This is a genomic window from Enterococcus sp. DIV0086 (assembly GCF_050498705.1).
Classification (GTDB): Bacteria; Bacillota; Bacilli; order Lactobacillales; family Enterococcaceae; genus Enterococcus; species Enterococcus faecalis.
The window spans coordinates 2,532,336-2,549,935 of the sequence record NZ_JBNIDN010000001.1; the positions used below are offsets into that span (position 1 = coordinate 2,532,336).

Genomic DNA, 17,600 nt, shown 5'->3' on the forward strand with positions numbered 1-17,600 from the left:
TAAATGATGAATTATGAAATTTTTTTAAATAAAGAAGATCAACGAAGTTATTCCTTGCTAAGGCATTTAGAAGAAAGTCCCACGCTATCAGGTACTTTTATTGCACTTCGCGAAGAATTATCAATGTCGAATTTTTTAGTCAAAAAAACATTAGAAAAATTAAAAGCAGATATTGACAATCTAAAGTTAAGCGATAGCTTAACTTTAGTCGTTTCTGATGTAGATGTTACACTTGAAATTGATGGAAACTATTCAAGTAAACTTTTGCTCACGAAATACTTAACAGAATCGCTCTCTTTTAAATTAGTGTTGTCTTACTTTAGAGGAAATTATAGTTTGACAAAGTTTGCTGAATGTAATCATGTCAGCACCTCTGTGGCGTACAGTACCTTACAGCGGCTAAAAAAAGCCTTAAAGGAGTATCAGATCTATTTTAGTAAACGGGAAATTGTCGGCAATCAAAAAGCAATTTCATTTTTTTTGTATAAATTGTTCACGCTTTCCAATCAACCAATTTCCGAACTATATTCGGTAAAAGTCTATAATGAAGCGAAACGTGTATTACAGTCTGTTGAGTTAAACTATACTTTCACCACCTATGAGCGACGCAATTTTTTCCATTATTTAGCTATTATGATTAACAACGAAGGACGTGCGGTGGAAGGGATTGATACGCGCGCACTAAATACATTTTCAGAAGAATTAATAAAAAAATCGCAAGTGGCATGGGCATTGGCCTCAAAATCATTAACGTATACGATTGTTTTTTTCTTGTATTTGCATGGCAAACTAGAGAAAAAATATGTCATTCACGAAGATCCTACGATTGAAAGCCTAACTCGTGTTTTCATTGGAAGTTTTGAAAAAGCATTTAATTGTTTAGAGGAGTCAACAAGGAATACTCTAGAAGAAGGGTTAGCAATTATTCATTTCAATGTTATTTACTTTCCGATTAATATGTTTGACGATTTTGAAATGGATTTACAGTTTTTTAAGCAAACATATCCGGAATTTTATTTTTATTTAATTGAATATATTCGTTGGTTAACAGCAAAACATAAAAAAATTGCGAAAGCCAATCACTGTTTGTTTTTTAACTATCTATTGTTGCTAATTAATCATGTTCCGGTTCATTTAATTGCAGAGCCAGCCAAGGTCCTAATTGATTTTTCTTATGGAAAAGAGTATAACCAATTCATCAAAAAAAATTTATCCGTCTATGTGAATTTAAATGTAGAAATTATTGACCCGTTATCAGATACCTTACCAGATGTGGTGATTACCAATTTAAATAACTTGTATCAAGAAGAACAGAGTAAAGTTATGGTTTGGCTGGATCCACCTCGTTCGATTGATTGGGTCAATTTAACGCAATCATTATTGACTATTCAAGAAGAAAAATATCAACAACAAAAAGAATCGACAAAGACAAGCGGTGATCCTATCGAATAGAATCATCGCTTGTCTTTGTGTTTAAGTCTTTACAAAACCACCCAAGTGTTTTATAATATGAATATACATTCATATGAATAGATAAACATTAATGAGGAGGCGCATAACAATGTCAAAACAAACAGGTGCACACACACATGAAGAAAAAGGTAAAAACGTTCCAGTTATTCTCTTTTTTACAGGATTGGCTCTTTTCTTTATCGGTTTATTTTTAGGGAACATGCTCTTAGTGAAAAATATTCTTTTCTCGTTAGCTGCTATTTTAGCTGGTTATCATATTATTGGGGAAGGCTTTGGAGATACGTATCGGGATACGAAAAACAATCGAAAGTTTTCGCCTAATATTCATTTGTTAATGACCTTAGCTGCAGTTGGTTCAGCATTAATGGGAAGTTTTGAAGAATCAGCATTGTTGATTTTGATTTTTGCGGCGGCGCATTTCCTTGAAGATTATGCTCAAGGCAAAAGCCAACGTGAAATTACAAAACTATTAAATTTAAATCCAACAGAAGCTCGCTTGATAACAGATGACGGCTCAATTCAAACTGTGTCAGTTGAACAATTGAAGATTGGTGACCGCGTGCAAGTCCTCAATGGTGCGCAAATCCCGACAGATGGCGTCGTGATTGAAGGAAGTACCGCTGTGGATGAATCATCTATTAATGGGGAAAGTATTCCCAAAGAAAAAAATAGCGGGGACCCAGTTTTTGGTAGTACCATGAACGGTTCAGGCACAATTGTTGTTGAAGTAACGAAAGATAGTTCAGAAACAGTTTTTGCAAAAATCGTACAGCTAGTGAACCAATCACAAGAAAATCAATCAGAAATTGCAAGCAAAATTAAACGATTTGAACCGAAATATGTCACACTAGTTTTAGCAGTTTTTCCACTAATTGTTTTAGGTGGCGCATTACTTTTCCAATTGACTTGGGCTGAAAGTTTTTACAGAGGCTTGGTCTTCTTAATTGCTGCCTCACCTTGTGCTTTAGCAGCGAGTGCCGTTCCGGCAACTTTATCAGGAATTTCCAATTTAGCGAAACAAGGCGTTTTGTTTAAAGGTGGCTCATTCTTATCAAATTTAGCTGAAGTGAAAGCACTCGCTTTTGATAAAACAGGCACGCTAACAAAAGGCAAACCTGAGGTAACAGATTATCTTTTTGTTGATGGCTTAGAAGATCGCCAAGACGAATTAGTAGCTGTTTTAACAAATATGGAGAAAAAATCCAATCATCCATTGGCGACGGCGATTGTTAATCGCTTTGAAGCAGAAACAACGGCTTTAAATTTAGAAGTAGAAAATATTGTCGGGGTGGGTTTAGTAACGACCATTGCAGACACAACTTTTAGAATTGGTAAACCATCTAGTTTCGAACAAGTGCCAACAATCATTGAGAAACAAACAACGAAATTAGCAAGTGAAGGCAAAACGGTAGTGTACTTTGCCGAAAATGAACAAGTGATTGGTTTGGTGGCATTGATGGATGTTCCTAATGAAGAAGCAATGAACGCCATTCACTATTTCAAGTCACAAAATATTGAAACAACAATGATTACAGGAGATGCAAAACTTACGGGTGAAGCAGTTGGCCGCTTAGTAGGCGTGGACCAAGTTTATGCTAATGTTTTGCCTGAGGAAAAATCAGCGATTGTTGATCAATTAAAACGCGAAGTAGGAATGACAGGGATGGTTGGTGATGGTATTAACGATGCGCCCGCTTTAGTGAATGCTGATATCGGAGTGGCGATGGGGGATGGTACAGACATTGCTATCGATGTTGCAGACGTGGTAGTGATGAAAAATGATCTTTCTAAATTAGGCTATGCTCACCGTGTCTCAAAACGCTTGAATAAAATTGTGCAGCAAAATATTATTTTTTCAATGTTAGTGGTAGCAACGTTAATTATCTTGAACTTTTTAGGTATTGCGAATATCGCATTTAGCGTACTTATTCATGAAGGAAGTACCTTAGTGGTCATTTTTAATGGCTTGCGTTTATTAGTTAATACAAAATAAGTCAAATAGTCACTTGCAAGAAAGGAGAGAAAGCGATGAATTCTTTAAAAATGATTGAACTTTCTCTCACCGACGTTGTCATTCGGATGGCTCTAGCCGTGGTTTTTGGAGCTTTGATTGGGTTAGAAAGAAGTATTAAAAGAAAAGGCTTCGGTATCAGTAGTAATGCCATTTTATGTTTGGCCTCTTGTACGATTTCCATTTTACAGATTCAATCGGTGGATATTTTAGTCGATGTGGTGAAACAAAATAGCGCCTTGGCGTCCATTATTTCTATGGATATTACACGATATGGCGCCCAAGTGATTAGTGGTGTAGGCTTTCTCGGTGCGGGGATTATCGTTTTTAGAGAAAGGAAAGTCTCTGGGTTAACGACAGCAGTAATGATGTGGAATGTTACTATTATTGGTTTAGTCATTGGGATGGGCTTTTTAACCATTGCATTTATCAATCTCGTGGCAACTTTGCTAGTATTAGCTCTGGCCCATTTTAAACGAAAGACTCCTTTAAAACGATTGCAGCTTATCGTAAAAATGAAGGAACCTATGATTAAAGAAAGCCGACTGCATGAACAACTTCAAGCTTCTTTAGAAAAAGGGGAGCGCTTAGTAGAATTGACTTTGGAATCCGAACAAGAGGCAGTGACAGCAAAGATTTCTTATGTAGGCAAAGAAGATTTCTGGCATTCCAACTTGCACCATCTCTTGAAAGAAAAAGGGCACGTTCAATCTGTCTCTGTCACGGAAACAATTTAACCATAAAATAAAGCACTTGGGCGCTAGCGCGCCAAGTGCTTTTGTTTAAATATTTAATACTTTATCTAAGAAATCTTTTGTTCGAGGGTTTTGAGGATTTTCAAAGACTTGCTCTGGCGAACCATCTTCTAGGAAGTTACCGCCATCAATGAACATTACTCGATTAGCCACTTCTTTTGCAAAGCCCATTTCGTGAGTAACGATGACCATTGTCATTCCTTGTTTTGCTAAATCTTTCATTACACCAAGAACATCGCCAACCATTTCTGGATCAAGAGCTGATGTTGGCTCATCGAAAAGCATAATATCAGGATTCATCGCTAACGCACGTGCAATTGCGACACGTTGTTTTTGACCACCAGATAAAGAATCTGGATAGGCATCTTTTTTATCTGCCAACCCAACACGTTCTAAAAGTTCTAACGCTTTTTTCTCCGCTTCATCTTTTGACAAGCGACCTAAATCGGTTGGTGCTAAAACAATATTTTCTAAAATAGATAAGTGTGGAAACAAATTGAAATGTTGGAAAACCATGCCGATATGTTGACGGACTTGGTTGATGTCCGTATTTTTATCTGCCAAGTTCGCACCATCAATAATAATGTCTCCGCTAGAAGCTTCTTCTAATTGATTCAAGCAACGTAAAAAAGTACTTTTACCAGAACCAGAAGGACCGATGACGCAGACTACGTCGCCTTCGTTAATAGAAACATTAATGTCGTTTAAGACCGTGTTGTCACCATATTTTTTTACTAAATGTTCAACTAAGATTTTTTCAGTCATATTAGTTCACCTTCTTTTCAAGGTTTTTCGCTAATTTAGTTAAACTAGTAATTAAAATTAAGTAGATTAACGCAATAACGAAGTAAACCATTGTACTTTGTAATGTCCGAGCAACAATAATTTTTCCTGTTTGTAGTAGTTCGATTAAGCCAATTGCTGAAAGGATAGTTGTATCTTTCAATGAAATAACAAATTGGTTAATGAATGAAGGAATCATAATGCGAATCGCTTGTGGTAAAATAATTTTTTGCATTGTCCGATTATAGGAAAGACCTAAACTTCTTGAAGCTTCCATTTGGCCAACTGGAACAGCTTTGATTCCGCCGCGCACAATTTCAGAAATATAGGCACTGGCATTTAAAGTTAATGTGATAATCCCAGCAATGAAGACCGGGATATTAAAGCCAAGCACACCAGGTAATCCGAAATAGATGAAGAACGCTAAGACCATTAAAGGAATTCCGCGAATTAAATCAACATAAATGGTTGAAAGTACACGTAATGCTTTGATTGGTGAAACGCTGAATAGCCCAAAAATAACGCCGACAATTAAAGCAAGTACGAAGGAAATCAACGTTAATAGAATCGTCATCCATAAACCGTGTAACAATTGTTTCCAGTTGTTTTGCATGAAGCCAACAAACGTAGATTCGTCAGCTGTTTCTTCTTTGGCTTCGTTGCCATCTTTCACGTAAGTGCCGATAATTTTATCGTATTCACCTGTACGTTTCATTTCTTTTAAGCCTTCGTTAAACATTTCAAGTAGTTCAGGATTTTGCCCTTTTTTGACAGCAAAACCGTAAGAACCACCTTTTTCACGAGGAATTGGTGTCGCTAGTGGTTGATTTTGCGCAACCCCATAGCCAATGACAGGATAATCATCCATCATGGCATCAACTTCGCCAATTTCTAATGCACTGTATAATGCATCAGTTGTGTCTAAATACTTAATTGAGTAATCATATTTCTTTTTATTTTTTTCTAAGAAATCAGCACTTTCAGTACCAATTTTTACGCCGACTTTTTTGCCTTTTAAATCATCATACGATTTAATTTTGTCATTGCCTTTTTTGACCGCAATTTGAATGCCGCTATCAAAGTAAGGAACAGAGAAGTCGAAGGCTTTTTTACGATCATCCGTAATCGTCATGCCTGCAACCATCCCATCTGCTTGACCAGATTCAACAGCTTGGACAGCAGAACTAAAACCAATAAATTTAAATTCAACAGTAAAACCTTGCAATTCAGCTGCACGTTTGACTAAATCTACATCAATTCCGACATAATCGCCTTGGGCATTTTGAAACTCAAACGGAGCAAATGTAGAATCACTAGCAATCACATATTTCTCTTTTTTAGGAGTGATTTTTTTCATCTGTTCGCCAGCGTCTTGTGTGTTTGTTTCATCGCCTGTCGCTAAGTAGTTGTTTAAAATTTTATCATAAGTACCATTGTCTTTAAGATTTTTCAAACCAGCGTTGAACTTTTTGATTAATTCAGGGTTTTGACCTTTTTTCACTGCGAAACCATAAGAACTGCCTGTTTCTTTATCGCCAACTAATTGTAATTTTTGGCCATTTTTCACTGCGTAGCCCAATACAGGATAATCATCAACGATTGCATCCGCTTCGCCGTTTTCTAAGGCTTTATAAAGACCCGTTGCATCGTCAAAATTTTTGATGGTGTAGTCATATTTCTCTTTATTTTTTTCAAGGAAATTGGCACTTTCAGTTCCAACTTTAGCCGCAACCGTTTTGCCTTTTAAATCATCATATGATTTAATTTTGTCGTTTCCTTTTTTAACCGCTAATTGTAAACCGCTATCGAAGTATGGATCTGAAAAATCAAAGGATTTTTTTCGCTCATCCGTAATACTCATTCCAGCAATCATGCCATCAATTTGTTTAGACTGAATCGCTTGGACTGCACTATCGAAGCCTAATGGTTTTAAATCCACTTCAAAACCTTGATCTTTGGCAATCGCATCTAATAAATCAACGTCAATACCAATGTATTTTCCTTTTGAGTCTTGGAATTCAAAAGGGGCGAATGTTAAATCCGTTCCAATTGTATATTTCTTTCCTTCTGCATGTGCTGAAGTGCCACTAATGAATGTTAGCAGAGTTACCATCATCACAAAGAAAGAAAGTAAAAAGTGTTTCCTTTTCATAAAATACCTCCTAGTTTTGCATATTGAACAATTATATAGTAAGAAATAGGAAGCTGACAAGTATTTGAACGCTAAAAAGAGAAAAAAACTCTAATTTCCTTACATTGCATGTTATAAAATGTGACATAGAAATTAAGAACAAAAGATTAAGATCAGTTGAAGTCCGAAACAGCAAAAGTGGCGAAAATATGTTCGGTATGTTAAACTAATAAGTGGACATTCTGCCAGAATGGGCCGATAATTTAAGAGAAATTAGACACTTTGAGGGGGAGTTATAAATGATCGAAAGAGAAACTTCCAATACCTTTCATTTGGCTTCTAAATATGAGCCTGCCGGAGATCAGCCAGCCGCTATTGCTGAACTAGTTGACGGTGTCAAAGGTGGAGAAAAAGCTCAAATTTTACTTGGAGCGACCGGAACAGGTAAAACATTTACAATCTCTAATGTGATTCAAGAAGTGAACAAACCAACATTAGTGATTGCACATAATAAAACACTAGCTGGACAATTATACGGGGAATTTAAAGAATTTTTCCCAGATAATGCGGTCGAGTATTTTGTCAGTTACTATGATTATTATCAACCAGAAGCATATGTACCCTCAAGTGATACATATATTGAAAAAGATTCCAGTATTAATGATGAAATTGATAAACTACGCCATTCAGCGACAAGTTCTTTATTGGAACGAAACGATGTCATCGTGGTAGCATCAGTTTCTTGTATTTTTGGTTTAGGGGATCCGCGGGAATACAGCCAACAAGTTGTTTCATTACGTGTGGGAATGGAAATGGATCGTAATGAGTTACTAAAAAGCTTAGTCGATATTCAATTCGAACGAAATGATATTGATTTTCAACGGGGGCGTTTTCGTGTCCGCGGTGATGTGGTTGAGATATTCCCAGCTTCACGGGATGAGCATGCGCTACGTGTTGAATTTTTCGGAGACGAAATTGATCGAATTCGTGAAGTAGATGCGTTAACTGGTGAAATTGTCGGCGAAACAGAGCATGTCGCTATTTTTCCGGCAACACACTTCGTGACGAACGAAGAACATATGGAACACGCCATATCGCAGATCCAAGAAGAATTAGAGGCACGTTTGAAAGTGCTTCGCAGTGAAAATAAATTATTGGAAGCTCAACGTTTGGAACAGCGAACCAACTATGATATTGAGATGATGAGAGAGATGGGCTATACGTCAGGGATTGAGAATTACTCTCGACATATGGATGGTCGCCAAGAAGGGGAGCCGCCATATACGCTGTTGGACTTTTTCCCAGATGACTTCTTACTTGTAATCGATGAGTCTCATGTAACAATGCCGCAAATTAGAGGAATGTATAATGGCGACCGAGCACGGAAACAAATGTTAGTGGACTATGGTTTCCGTTTACCAAGTGCACTTGATAACCGACCGCTTCGTTTAGAAGAATTTGAACAACATGTAAACCAAATTGTTTATGTATCGGCAACACCAGGCCCTTATGAAATGGAACAAACAGAGACTGTTGTTCAACAAATCATTCGACCAACAGGTTTACTAGATCCAGAAGTAGAAATCCGCCCAATTATGGGTCAAATTGATGACTTGGTGGGCGAAATTCATGAACGGATCGAAAAAGATCAGCGAGTGTTTGTCACAACCTTAACGAAGAAAATGGCCGAAGATTTAACCGACTATTTCAAAGAATTAGGCTTAAAAGTTAAATATTTGCATAGTGATATAAAAACACTGGAAAGAACGGAGATTATTCGCGATTTACGATTAGGTGAATTTGATATTCTAATAGGTATTAACTTATTACGTGAAGGAATCGATGTGCCAGAAGTTTCCTTAATTGCGATTCTAGATGCGGATAAAGAAGGCTTCTTACGTAGTGAACGCTCGTTAGTGCAAACGATGGGACGGGCTGCCCGGAACGCTGAAGGAAAAGTCATTATGTATGCAGATAAAATCACCGATTCGATGCAACGAGCTATGGATGAAACGGCACGACGTCGGGCAATCCAAGAAGCATATAATGAAGAACATGGTATTGAACCAAAAACAATTATTAAAGAAATTCGTGATTTGATTTCTATTTCCAAAACAGCTGATAAAGATGAAACAGTGGTTCAATTGGATAAATCATATGAAGATTTATCAAGACAAGAAAAAGCTGATTTATTAATGAAACTTGAAAGAGAAATGAAAGATGCGGCCAAAGCATTAGACTTCGAAACTGCAGCCACATTACGAGATACCATTCTTGAATTGAAAGCTGCCAAATAAGTCAACCAACGGATTAAGTAAAAGATACGATGAACTATCGTATCTTTTACTAATCTTTTCTCTATAGAATGACTTGAAATGATTTGACGTAAGAGATTTAGTAAAAGGAGAACATATATGGCAAATGATAAAATTGTGATTCATGGTGCACGCGCCCATAACTTAAAAAATATTGATGTCACGATTCCTCGTGACAAAATGGTTGTTGTAACTGGACTATCTGGTTCTGGCAAAAGTTCATTAGCGTTTGATACGCTTTACGCAGAAGGGCAACGACGTTATGTAGAGAGTCTCTCTGCTTATGCGCGACAATTTTTGGGACAGATGGATAAACCAGATGTTGACAGCATCGATGGTTTAAGTCCAGCTATTTCAATTGATCAAAAGACGACAAGTAAAAACCCGCGCTCAACGGTGGGGACGGTCACGGAAATCAATGATTATTTACGATTGTTATTTGCTCGGGTAGGTCATCCAATTTGTCCTAACGATCATATTGAAATTACCAGTCAGTCTGTTGAACAGATGGTTGATAAAGTCTTAGAGCTACCAGAGCGAACAAAAATTCAAATTTTGGCGCCTGTTGTGGTCAAGAAAAAAGGCCAACATAAAAAAGTGTTTGAAATGATCCAACGTGAAGGGTATGTCAGAATGCGGGTGGATGGTGAAACCTATGATGTTAGTGAGGCACCAGAACTTGAAAAAAATAAAAAACATGATATTGCGATTGTGATTGACCGTATCGTTGTGAAAGAAGGTATTCGCTCTCGCTTGTTTGATTCGTTTGAAGCGGCTTTGCGTTTAGCTGAAGGTTACGCAATTGTTGATGTGATTGGTCAAGAAGAGATGTTGTTTAGTGAACATTATGCTTGTCCTTATTGTGGGTTCACAGTCGGTGAATTGGAACCGCGCTTGTTTTCATTTAATGCACCATTTGGCGCTTGTCCCGATTGTGATGGTTTAGGTGTTAAATTAGAAGTGGACAAAGACTTAGTGATTCCAGATCCCACTAAAACCTTGAGAGAAGGAGCCATTGTTCCGTGGAACCCTATTAGTTCCCAATATTATCCACAAATGTTGGAACAAGCAGCCACCAGTTTTGGGATTGATATGGATACGCCGTTTGAAGAATTACCTGCAGACCAACAAGAAATTATTTTAAATGGTTCTGGCGAGAAAAACTTTCATTTTCATTATGAAAATGACTTTGGTGGTGTTCGTGATGTGGAAGTGCCATTTGAAGGGATTTTAAAAAATATTAAACGACGTTATCATGAAACAAATAGCGATTTTACACGAGATCAAATGCGGTTATACATGACAGAATTGACTTGTCGAAGCTGTCATGGGTATCGTTTGAATCCGCAAGCTTTAGCTGTGAAAATCAATGGCACGCACATTGGTGAAGTCAGTGAATTAGCAATAAAAAATGCGGTCCAATTTTTTGAAGGTGTGTCTTTATCTGAACAAGAAACAACGATTGCTCGGCCAATTTTAAAAGAAGTCGAAGATCGGTTAACCTTCTTAAAAAATGTCGGGTTAGATTACTTAACCTTAAGTCGAGCTGCTGGTACACTTTCTGGTGGAGAAGCACAAAGAATTCGCTTAGCAACACAAATTGGATCAAACTTATCAGGCGTCCTTTACATTTTAGATGAACCATCAATTGGTTTGCATCAACGAGATAACGACCGCTTGATTGACTCATTGAAAAAAATGCGGGACTTAGGCAATACATTAATTGTGGTGGAACATGATGAAGATACAATGATGGCTTCGGATTACTTGATTGATGTGGGACCTGGCGCTGGACATCTGGGCGGTGAAATTGTAGCCGCTGGTACGCCGGAAGAGGTTGCTAAAAATCCGCATTCATTGACCGGACAATATCTTTCTGGGAAAAAAGTGATTCCTGTACCAAAAGAACGTCGCAAAGGTAATGGCAAAGCGATCAAAGTCACTGGTGCCAGTGAAAATAATTTAAAAAATGTCAGTGTTGAATTTCCGCTGGGTGAATTTGTTGCTGTCACAGGCGTTTCAGGTTCAGGGAAAAGTACTTTAGTCAATCAAATTTTGAAAAAAGCACTGGCCCAAAAATTAAATCGTAATTCCAATAAACCTGGGAAACACAAAAGTATCGCTGGTTATGAAGCCATTGAAAAGATTGTTGACATTGACCAAAGTCCAATTGGTCGAACACCAAGAAGTAATCCAGCGACTTATACTAGTGTTTTTGATGACATTCGCGATTTGTTTGCCCAAACAAATGAAGCCAAGGTTCGTGGCTATAAAAAAGGTCGCTTTAGTTTTAACGTCAAAGGTGGCCGTTGTGAAGCTTGTCGCGGGGATGGTATCATCAAAATTGAAATGCACTTTTTACCTGATGTCTATGTGCCTTGCGAAGTTTGTCATGGCAAACGTTATAATTCTGAGACGTTAGAAGTTCATTATAAAGGCAAAAACATTTCTGATATTTTAGATATGACGGTGGAAGATGCCGTAGAATTTTTCAAACATATCCCTAAAATTCATCGTAAATTGCAAACAATTGTGGATGTAGGCTTAGGCTATGTGACATTGGGGCAGCCAGCAACTACTTTATCTGGTGGAGAAGCACAGCGGATGAAGCTAGCGAGTGAACTTCATAAAAATTCTAATGGGAAAAACTTTTATATTCTGGATGAACCAACAACAGGCTTGCATACCGATGATATTGCGCGGTTGCTTCTAGTATTAGAGCGTTTAGTGGAAGCGGGCAATACCGTTTTAGTGATTGAACATAACTTGGATGTCATCAAATCTGCGGATCATGTGATTGATCTAGGGCCAGAAGGTGGCGACGGTGGTGGGACGATCGTGGCGACAGGAACACCAGAAGAAGTTGCTAAAGTCAAAGACAGTTACACAGGATATTATTTAAAACGTGTTCTGAAATAAACATTAATGATTAGATAAAGAACCTTGTTTTTATGGGAAACAAGGTTCTTTTATTATAAAATAACAAATATTTTTTAATAAAAATTAAAAATAAATGTTGACTTAATGTGTAATTAAAAGATATACTATGTTTGTTAACAAAATAACAATGAATACGAAGGGAAGTCTTAAATGAAAAACAAAAAAATAACAACAAGTTTATTAACAGCAGGAATGGTCTTAGCTATCGGAATCACACCTTTTGTACATAGTAACACAATGGAAGCAGCGACCTTAATTTCACAATCAGACCATGAAAAAGTAATGAGTTTTACCAAGAAAGACTTAAAAGAAGCAACGGGCATTCAATTGGAGCCGGCGACAGTACAAGCCGTTCATCAGGAATTAAAGCAACAAATCACCTGGGAAACATTAGGCTATTCCACAATTGATGCGCAAAATATTGCGACACGTTTTACACAAAATACATATCAGGCTCTGGGGATTTTAACAGATATCGCCAACCATTCAGACCTTCAATTGAAAGTAATTACCATTAATAATCCATATCTAGCAACAGCTAAAATTGGTACCTTTAAGTGGGAAACCGTAACTCCTGAAGTTGGTGGGGACCATGAAACAGCAGACAATGAACTAACCACACCAACACCGACTGTTGCCAGTCTTCAAGAGATTGACGTAGAAATCGAATACGACGAAAATGAAATTGAGTTCACCTATGAAATAAAATCGAACGGAACAATTGAAGCAACGTATGAAGATGAATCTGCTGATTTAGAATTAGAAGGTAAGGCAGCACAAGACAAAATCATGACTCTTTTAGATGGATTGTCAATCAAAACAGCTACAAATGAACAAATTAAAGAACACATTACGAAAAAGTTATCCGTGAATGAACAAGTAAAACAATTTGAGTTTGAAGCTAATTTTACTGATAAAACAGAAATTGAGTTTGTATTAAAATAACACACAGTTATATAATATAATTCAGCAATTAAAACAGCGTTGACAAAAATGTCAATGCTGTTTTTCTATGAAAGAATAGAAATCTTTATAAGAATGATTGAAAAGCTTTCTTTGATACGCCCGGGGTGTTATAATATAGTGATGCAAGTGAAGGGAGTGTTGAATATGCCAGAAAATTTACAACTGGTTATTATTACAGGAATGAGTGGCGCTGGAAAAACAGTCGCTGTTCAAAGCTTTGAAGACATGGGCTATTTCTGTATCGACAATTTACCACCAAGCTTAATCCCAAAATTTTGGGAATTAATTAAAGAATCTGGAAAAGTTACCAAGATTGCGTTAGTGATCGATTTACGTTCACGGACCTTTTTTAGAGAAATTCAGGATATGTTAGTCGAACTTGAAAATACTAATTTTATTGATACAACGATTTTATTTTTAGATGCCACCGATGAAGAGTTGGTTTCTCGTTATAAAGAGACACGGCGTGCGCATCCAATGGCGATGGATGGTTTAGTGACAGAAGGTATTCGTAAAGAACGTGCAATGCTGGAAGAAATCAAGGCGGATGCTCAGTTGGTCATTGACACTACGGACTTGTCCCCTCGTCAATTGCGGGAACGTTTGAATAAAGAACTAGCAACGAGAGAGACACACGAATTTCGAGTGGAAATGGTGTCCTTCGGCTTTAAATATGGGTTGCCGATTGATGCAGATATCGTTATGGATGTTCGCTTTTTACCTAACCCCCATTATATTGATGAACTACGGCCGTTAACTGGAATGGATCAACCTGTTTATGATTATGTGATGGGCTTCCCAGAAACAGATGAATTTTATACCAAATTTATCGATTTACTGCGAACAGTCTTACCTGGATATAAAAAAGAAGGTAAAAGTAGCGTCACCATTGCAATTGGCTGTACTGGCGGACAACATCGCTCTGTTGCATTGACAGAACGTGTTGGCGCTGAATTAAAAGAGGAAGATTACCATGTTAATATTACCCACCGCGACCGCTTAAAAAGAAAAGAAACGGTTAATCGCTCTTAATGAAAACCTATCGAATTCGTAAACCGAAGATTGTGGTTGTTGGTGGTGGAACAGGCTTGCCAGTAATTTTAAAAAGTTTAAGAAATCAAAGTGTTGATATTACTGCCGTCGTAACGGTCGCTGATGACGGCGGTAGTAGTGGCGAGCTTCGTTCCTCTATTAATAACATGACACCTCCGGGAGATTTAAGAAATGTTTTAGTGGCATTGTCAGATATGCCACAATTATATGAAGATATTTTTCAATATCGTTTTGATAAATCAGATAGTCATTTTGCCAATCATGCAATCGGTAATTTAATCATTGCTGCTGTCTCAGAAATGAGAGGAAGTACGTATGAAGCGATTCAATTACTTTCAAAAATGATGCATGTTGATGGACGGATTTATCCATCATCAGAACGGCCATTAACGTTACATGCCGTATTTAAAGATGGCTCAGTGGCGGTGGGAGAATCAAAAATTGCACTGGATCGCAAGACGATTGACCATGTGTTTGTAACAAATACACACGGAGAAGAACAGCCAAGAGCTGCGCGCAAAGTCGTCAAAGCAATTGAAGAAGCAGACATGGTCGTGTTAGGACCAGGGAGTCTTTTTACAAGTATTTTACCTAATTTAGTTATTACAGAAATTGGTGAAGCCATCAAACAAACGGCAGCGGAAGTAGTCTATATTTGTAACATCATGACCCAAAAAGGGGAAACGGAACATTTTACGGATGCCGATCATGTTCGTGTCTTAAACGAGCATCTACAAGCGCAGTTTGTTGATACAGTGCTGGTTAACACAGAAAAAGTACCAGAAAATTACATGGATCCTGAAATTTATGATGAATATTTAGTTCAAGTGAAGCATGATTTTCAAGGATTACGTGAAGAAGGTTGCCGAGTCATTTCGACAGACTTTTTAGAATTAAGAGATGGCGGAGTTTTTCATGATGGGGAAAAAGTGGTTGAAGAACTTTTCCGTATCGTATTTGGAACGAAATATTAATTAATCAAAAGAATCAAGAGAGGAGGAGCTTAGATGTCTTTTGCCTCGGATGTCAAAAAAGAGTTAACTGGTTTAGAAGTCCATCGAGAACACGCGAAAGCAGAATTAGCAGCATTAATTCGGATGAACGGCTCACTTAGCTTAGTTAATCAACAGTTTGTCTTGAATGTACAAACGGAAAATGCTGCAATTGCTCGTCGAATGTATTCATTGCTGAAAGATCATTACCATGCACAAGCAGAATTATTAGTTCGTAAAAAAATGAAACTAAAGAAAAATAATGTTTACATTGTGCGTCTAAAACAAGATACACAAAAAATTCTAGCTGATTTGGATATTATGGATGGGGTCGTTTTTAATGGCAATGTGTCAAATGAAATCATGGGTAACGCGCAAAAAATGCGTTCCTATTTACGCGGGGCCTTTATGGCTTCTGGCTCAGTTAATAATCCAGAAACAAGTCGCTATCATTTAGAAATTTTTTCAATTTATGAAGAACACAATAATGATATTTGTAAGATGTTGAATTACTATGACTTAAACGCTCGAACATTGGGACGCCGAAATGGGTATATTTGTTATTTAAAAGGTGCTGAAAAAATTGCCGACTTTTTAACATTAATTGGTGCCACGAACTCTATGTTGAAATTTGAAGATGTCCGGATTGTCCGTGATATGCGGAATTCAGTAAATCGTTTAGTGAATTGCGAAACAGCGAATTTAAATAAAACCATTGATGCGGCTTCAAAACAAATTGAAAATATTCAATTTATTGAAAGTACAGTAGGGCTGACGTCATTACCGGAGAAACTTCAGGAAATCGCAGAATTACGGTTAGAGTATCCCGAAGTTAGTCTCAAAGAACTAGGGGAAATGATTCCTTCAGGAGCTATTTCTAAGTCAGGTATTAATCATCGTATTCGAAAAATTAATGAATTTGCAGAAAAATTACGAGAAAAAAGTGCGTAACTTTTCTGCTCCAGAAGTGAAGAATAACATTTCCGTTTGAAGTGCTATCCTTCACTTTTTCTTTAAGCGTGTAAAAAAAATTAAAGTGTGCAAAAAGTGTGTAGCACTGAAATGTAGTGTTGACCTGTGGTTTAAAGAAACGACGTTGGCACGAATGTTGCATGTAATAAAATGCAAGCGATTACTTATTGCTGTTTTTAACTAAAAGATTAAAAACTATTGGAGGGGTCAAAATGGTTCAACGATTAATTAGTGCAAATGCATCAGAAATCAAACGGATGTCAAAAGAAGAGCTGTTTCAGAGTATTAAAGCGAGCGAAGGGCGCGTAATTTTATCGGAAAATGTGGTAGTTCATCCATCCGTAGCAGGTGATATCACTTGTGCGGAAATGTCAAAAGCATATGGCGCAGACATGATTTTATTGAATGTTTTCGATGTTAATCAACCGATTGTAGTAGCCGCTTATGAAGGTCAATATACTGCGGAAACATGTGTCCCTAATGATGAGGTTGTTCATCGTTTGAAAGAACTAGTCGGTTTACCGATTGGCATGAATGTCGAACCTGTTGATGAAAATTTAGACTTAGCTTCAACGAGAGTTTCGATTGAACCAGGTAGAAAAGCATCAGCAGCTACTTTCAAAAAAGCCAATGAACTGGGTTTGGATTTTATCTTATTGACAGGTAATCCAGGAACTGGCGTGACCAACGACTTGATTGCTAAGAACGTGGCCTTAGCCAAAAAACATTTTGACGGCATCATTATTGCCGGAAAAATGCACAGTTCAGGCGTAGATGAACCAGTGGTCAGTTTAAAATCAGCTGACCAATTTATTGAAGCGGGCGCTGATATTGTCTTAGTCCCAGCAGTCGGCACGGTTTGGGGCATCGATGATCAACAAGTCAAAGAAGTTGTGGATTTTGCACATTCAAAAGGAAAATTAGTTATGAGTGCCATTGGAACTTCACAAGAAAGTGCTCAACCTGAAGTTATCCAAGCAATCGGCATTAGAAATAAAATTTTAGGCGTAGATATTCAACATATTGGCGATGCCAATATGGGCTTAGTTGGTATTGAAAATATTAAAGAGCTTTCTGATGCGATACGTGGGAAAAGACATACTGTTGCTAGAATGGCTCGTTCGATTAATCGTTAAAAAAGTGAACAGAGGCACGAATTCAGAAAATTTGAATTCGTGTCTTATGATTTTTTTATTGAAAAACGGTATA

Annotated in this window: 12 protein-coding genes; 10 read left to right on the plus strand and 2 right to left on the minus strand. The window is 37.4% G+C overall.

The genetic code is table 11. The annotated features are described in order from the left end of the window. Nucleotides 1–3: 3 nt before the first annotated feature. The 3 genes from IGI63_RS12290 to IGI63_RS12300 all read left to right on the plus strand — a co-directional run bounded on the left by IGI63_RS12290 (nt 4) and on the right by IGI63_RS12300 (nt 4,221). Nucleotides 4–1,452, plus strand: a complete 1,449-nt coding sequence (locus IGI63_RS12290; protein ID WP_002358731.1) for a helix-turn-helix domain-containing protein — start codon at nt 4–6, stop codon at nt 1,450–1,452. Nucleotides 1,453–1,561: 109 nt separating this feature from the next. Further along, the gene (locus IGI63_RS12295; protein WP_002391769.1) at nt 1,562–3,466 is read left to right on the plus strand and encodes a heavy metal translocating P-type ATPase; all 1,905 of its coding nucleotides are present in this window, start codon (nt 1,562–1,564) and stop codon (nt 3,464–3,466) included. Between the two features lie 35 nt (nt 3,467–3,501). Further along, a complete protein-coding gene (locus IGI63_RS12300; protein ID WP_002361276.1) occupies nt 3,502–4,221 on the plus strand; it encodes an MgtC/SapB family protein in 720 nt (239 codons plus the stop codon). A 45-nt stretch (nt 4,222–4,266) separates the two neighbouring features. Here the strand turns inward: IGI63_RS12300 and IGI63_RS12305 are convergent, their stop codons facing one another. Together IGI63_RS12305 and IGI63_RS12310 are read right to left on the minus strand one after the other, a co-directional pair. Next, the gene (locus tag IGI63_RS12305; protein ID WP_429975866.1) at nt 4,267–5,004 is read right to left on the minus strand and encodes an amino acid ABC transporter ATP-binding protein; all 738 of its coding nucleotides are present in this window, start codon (nt 5,002–5,004) and stop codon (nt 4,267–4,269) included. Nucleotide 5,005: 1 nt separating this feature from the next. Next, nucleotides 5,006–7,174, minus strand: a complete 2,169-nt coding sequence (locus IGI63_RS12310) for an amino acid ABC transporter substrate-binding protein/permease (RefSeq protein WP_002355617.1) — start codon at nt 7,172–7,174, stop codon at nt 5,006–5,008. Nucleotides 7,175–7,452: 278 nt separating this feature from the next. Here IGI63_RS12310 and uvrB point away from each other — a divergent pair, with 278 nt between their 5' ends. From uvrB to IGI63_RS12345, 7 genes are all read left to right on the plus strand, one after another. Beyond that, nucleotides 7,453–9,450 carry an excinuclease ABC subunit UvrB gene (uvrB, locus tag IGI63_RS12315; RefSeq protein WP_002355618.1) on the plus strand — a complete coding sequence of 666 codons (1,998 nt, stop codon included), beginning with the start codon at nt 7,453–7,455 and terminating at the stop codon, nt 9,448–9,450. A 117-nt stretch (nt 9,451–9,567) separates the two neighbouring features. Further along, the gene (gene uvrA / locus IGI63_RS12320; RefSeq protein WP_429975867.1) at nt 9,568–12,387 is read left to right on the plus strand and encodes an excinuclease ABC subunit UvrA; all 2,820 of its coding nucleotides are present in this window, start codon (nt 9,568–9,570) and stop codon (nt 12,385–12,387) included. A 171-nt stretch (nt 12,388–12,558) separates the two neighbouring features. Next, entirely contained in the window at nt 12,559–13,353 is a 795-nt protein-coding gene (locus IGI63_RS12325) for a YusW family protein (RefSeq protein ID WP_033596422.1), read from the plus strand. Nucleotides 13,354–13,518: 165 nt separating this feature from the next. Next, on the plus strand, nt 13,519–14,406 hold the full coding sequence (gene rapZ / locus IGI63_RS12330) for an RNase adapter RapZ (RefSeq protein ID WP_002355625.1): 888 nt from the start codon (nt 13,519–13,521) through the stop codon (nt 14,404–14,406). Beyond that, complete coding sequence (locus IGI63_RS12335; RefSeq protein WP_002355627.1) at nt 14,406–15,401, plus strand: gluconeogenesis factor YvcK family protein; 996 nt, start codon at nt 14,406–14,408, stop codon at nt 15,399–15,401. Before rapZ ends, IGI63_RS12335 begins: the two co-directional genes overlap by 1 nt. A 33-nt stretch (nt 15,402–15,434) precedes the next feature. Next, nucleotides 15,435–16,370, plus strand: a complete 936-nt coding sequence (whiA, locus tag IGI63_RS12340) for a DNA-binding protein WhiA (protein ID WP_002358736.1) — start codon at nt 15,435–15,437, stop codon at nt 16,368–16,370. Between the two features lie 233 nt (nt 16,371–16,603). After that, nucleotides 16,604–17,527, plus strand: coding sequence for a PEP phosphonomutase (locus tag IGI63_RS12345; RefSeq protein ID WP_033596428.1), 924 nt, complete (start codon nt 16,604–16,606; stop codon nt 17,525–17,527). Nucleotides 17,528–17,600 lie beyond the last annotated feature (73 nt).

What these genes read in the sequence shown, in the direction of transcription:
- IGI63_RS12305 (WP_429975866.1), bottom strand. Translation starts at nt 5,004, where the DNA reads ATGACTGAAAAAATCTTAGTTGAACATTTAGTAAAAAAATATGGTGAC.
- IGI63_RS12345 (WP_033596428.1), top strand. Translation starts at nt 16,604, where the DNA reads ATGGTTCAACGATTAATTAGTGCAAATGCATCAGAAATCAAACGGATG.
- IGI63_RS12300 (WP_002361276.1), top strand. Translation starts at nt 3,502, where the DNA reads ATGAATTCTTTAAAAATGATTGAACTTTCTCTCACCGACGTTGTCATT.
- IGI63_RS12335 (WP_002355627.1), top strand. Translation starts at nt 14,406, where the DNA reads ATGAAAACCTATCGAATTCGTAAACCGAAGATTGTGGTTGTTGGTGGT.
- IGI63_RS12295 (WP_002391769.1), top strand. Translation starts at nt 1,562, where the DNA reads ATGTCAAAACAAACAGGTGCACACACACATGAAGAAAAAGGTAAAAAC.
- whiA (WP_002358736.1), top strand. Translation starts at nt 15,435, where the DNA reads ATGTCTTTTGCCTCGGATGTCAAAAAAGAGTTAACTGGTTTAGAAGTC.
- rapZ (WP_002355625.1), top strand. Translation starts at nt 13,519, where the DNA reads ATGCCAGAAAATTTACAACTGGTTATTATTACAGGAATGAGTGGCGCT.
- uvrA (WP_429975867.1), top strand. Translation starts at nt 9,568, where the DNA reads ATGGCAAATGATAAAATTGTGATTCATGGTGCACGCGCCCATAACTTA.
- IGI63_RS12310 (WP_002355617.1), bottom strand. Translation starts at nt 7,174, where the DNA reads ATGAAAAGGAAACACTTTTTACTTTCTTTCTTTGTGATGATGGTAACT.
- IGI63_RS12290 (WP_002358731.1), top strand. Translation starts at nt 4, where the DNA reads ATGATGAATTATGAAATTTTTTTAAATAAAGAAGATCAACGAAGTTAT.
- uvrB (WP_002355618.1), top strand. Translation starts at nt 7,453, where the DNA reads ATGATCGAAAGAGAAACTTCCAATACCTTTCATTTGGCTTCTAAATAT.
- IGI63_RS12325 (WP_033596422.1), top strand. Translation starts at nt 12,559, where the DNA reads ATGAAAAACAAAAAAATAACAACAAGTTTATTAACAGCAGGAATGGTC.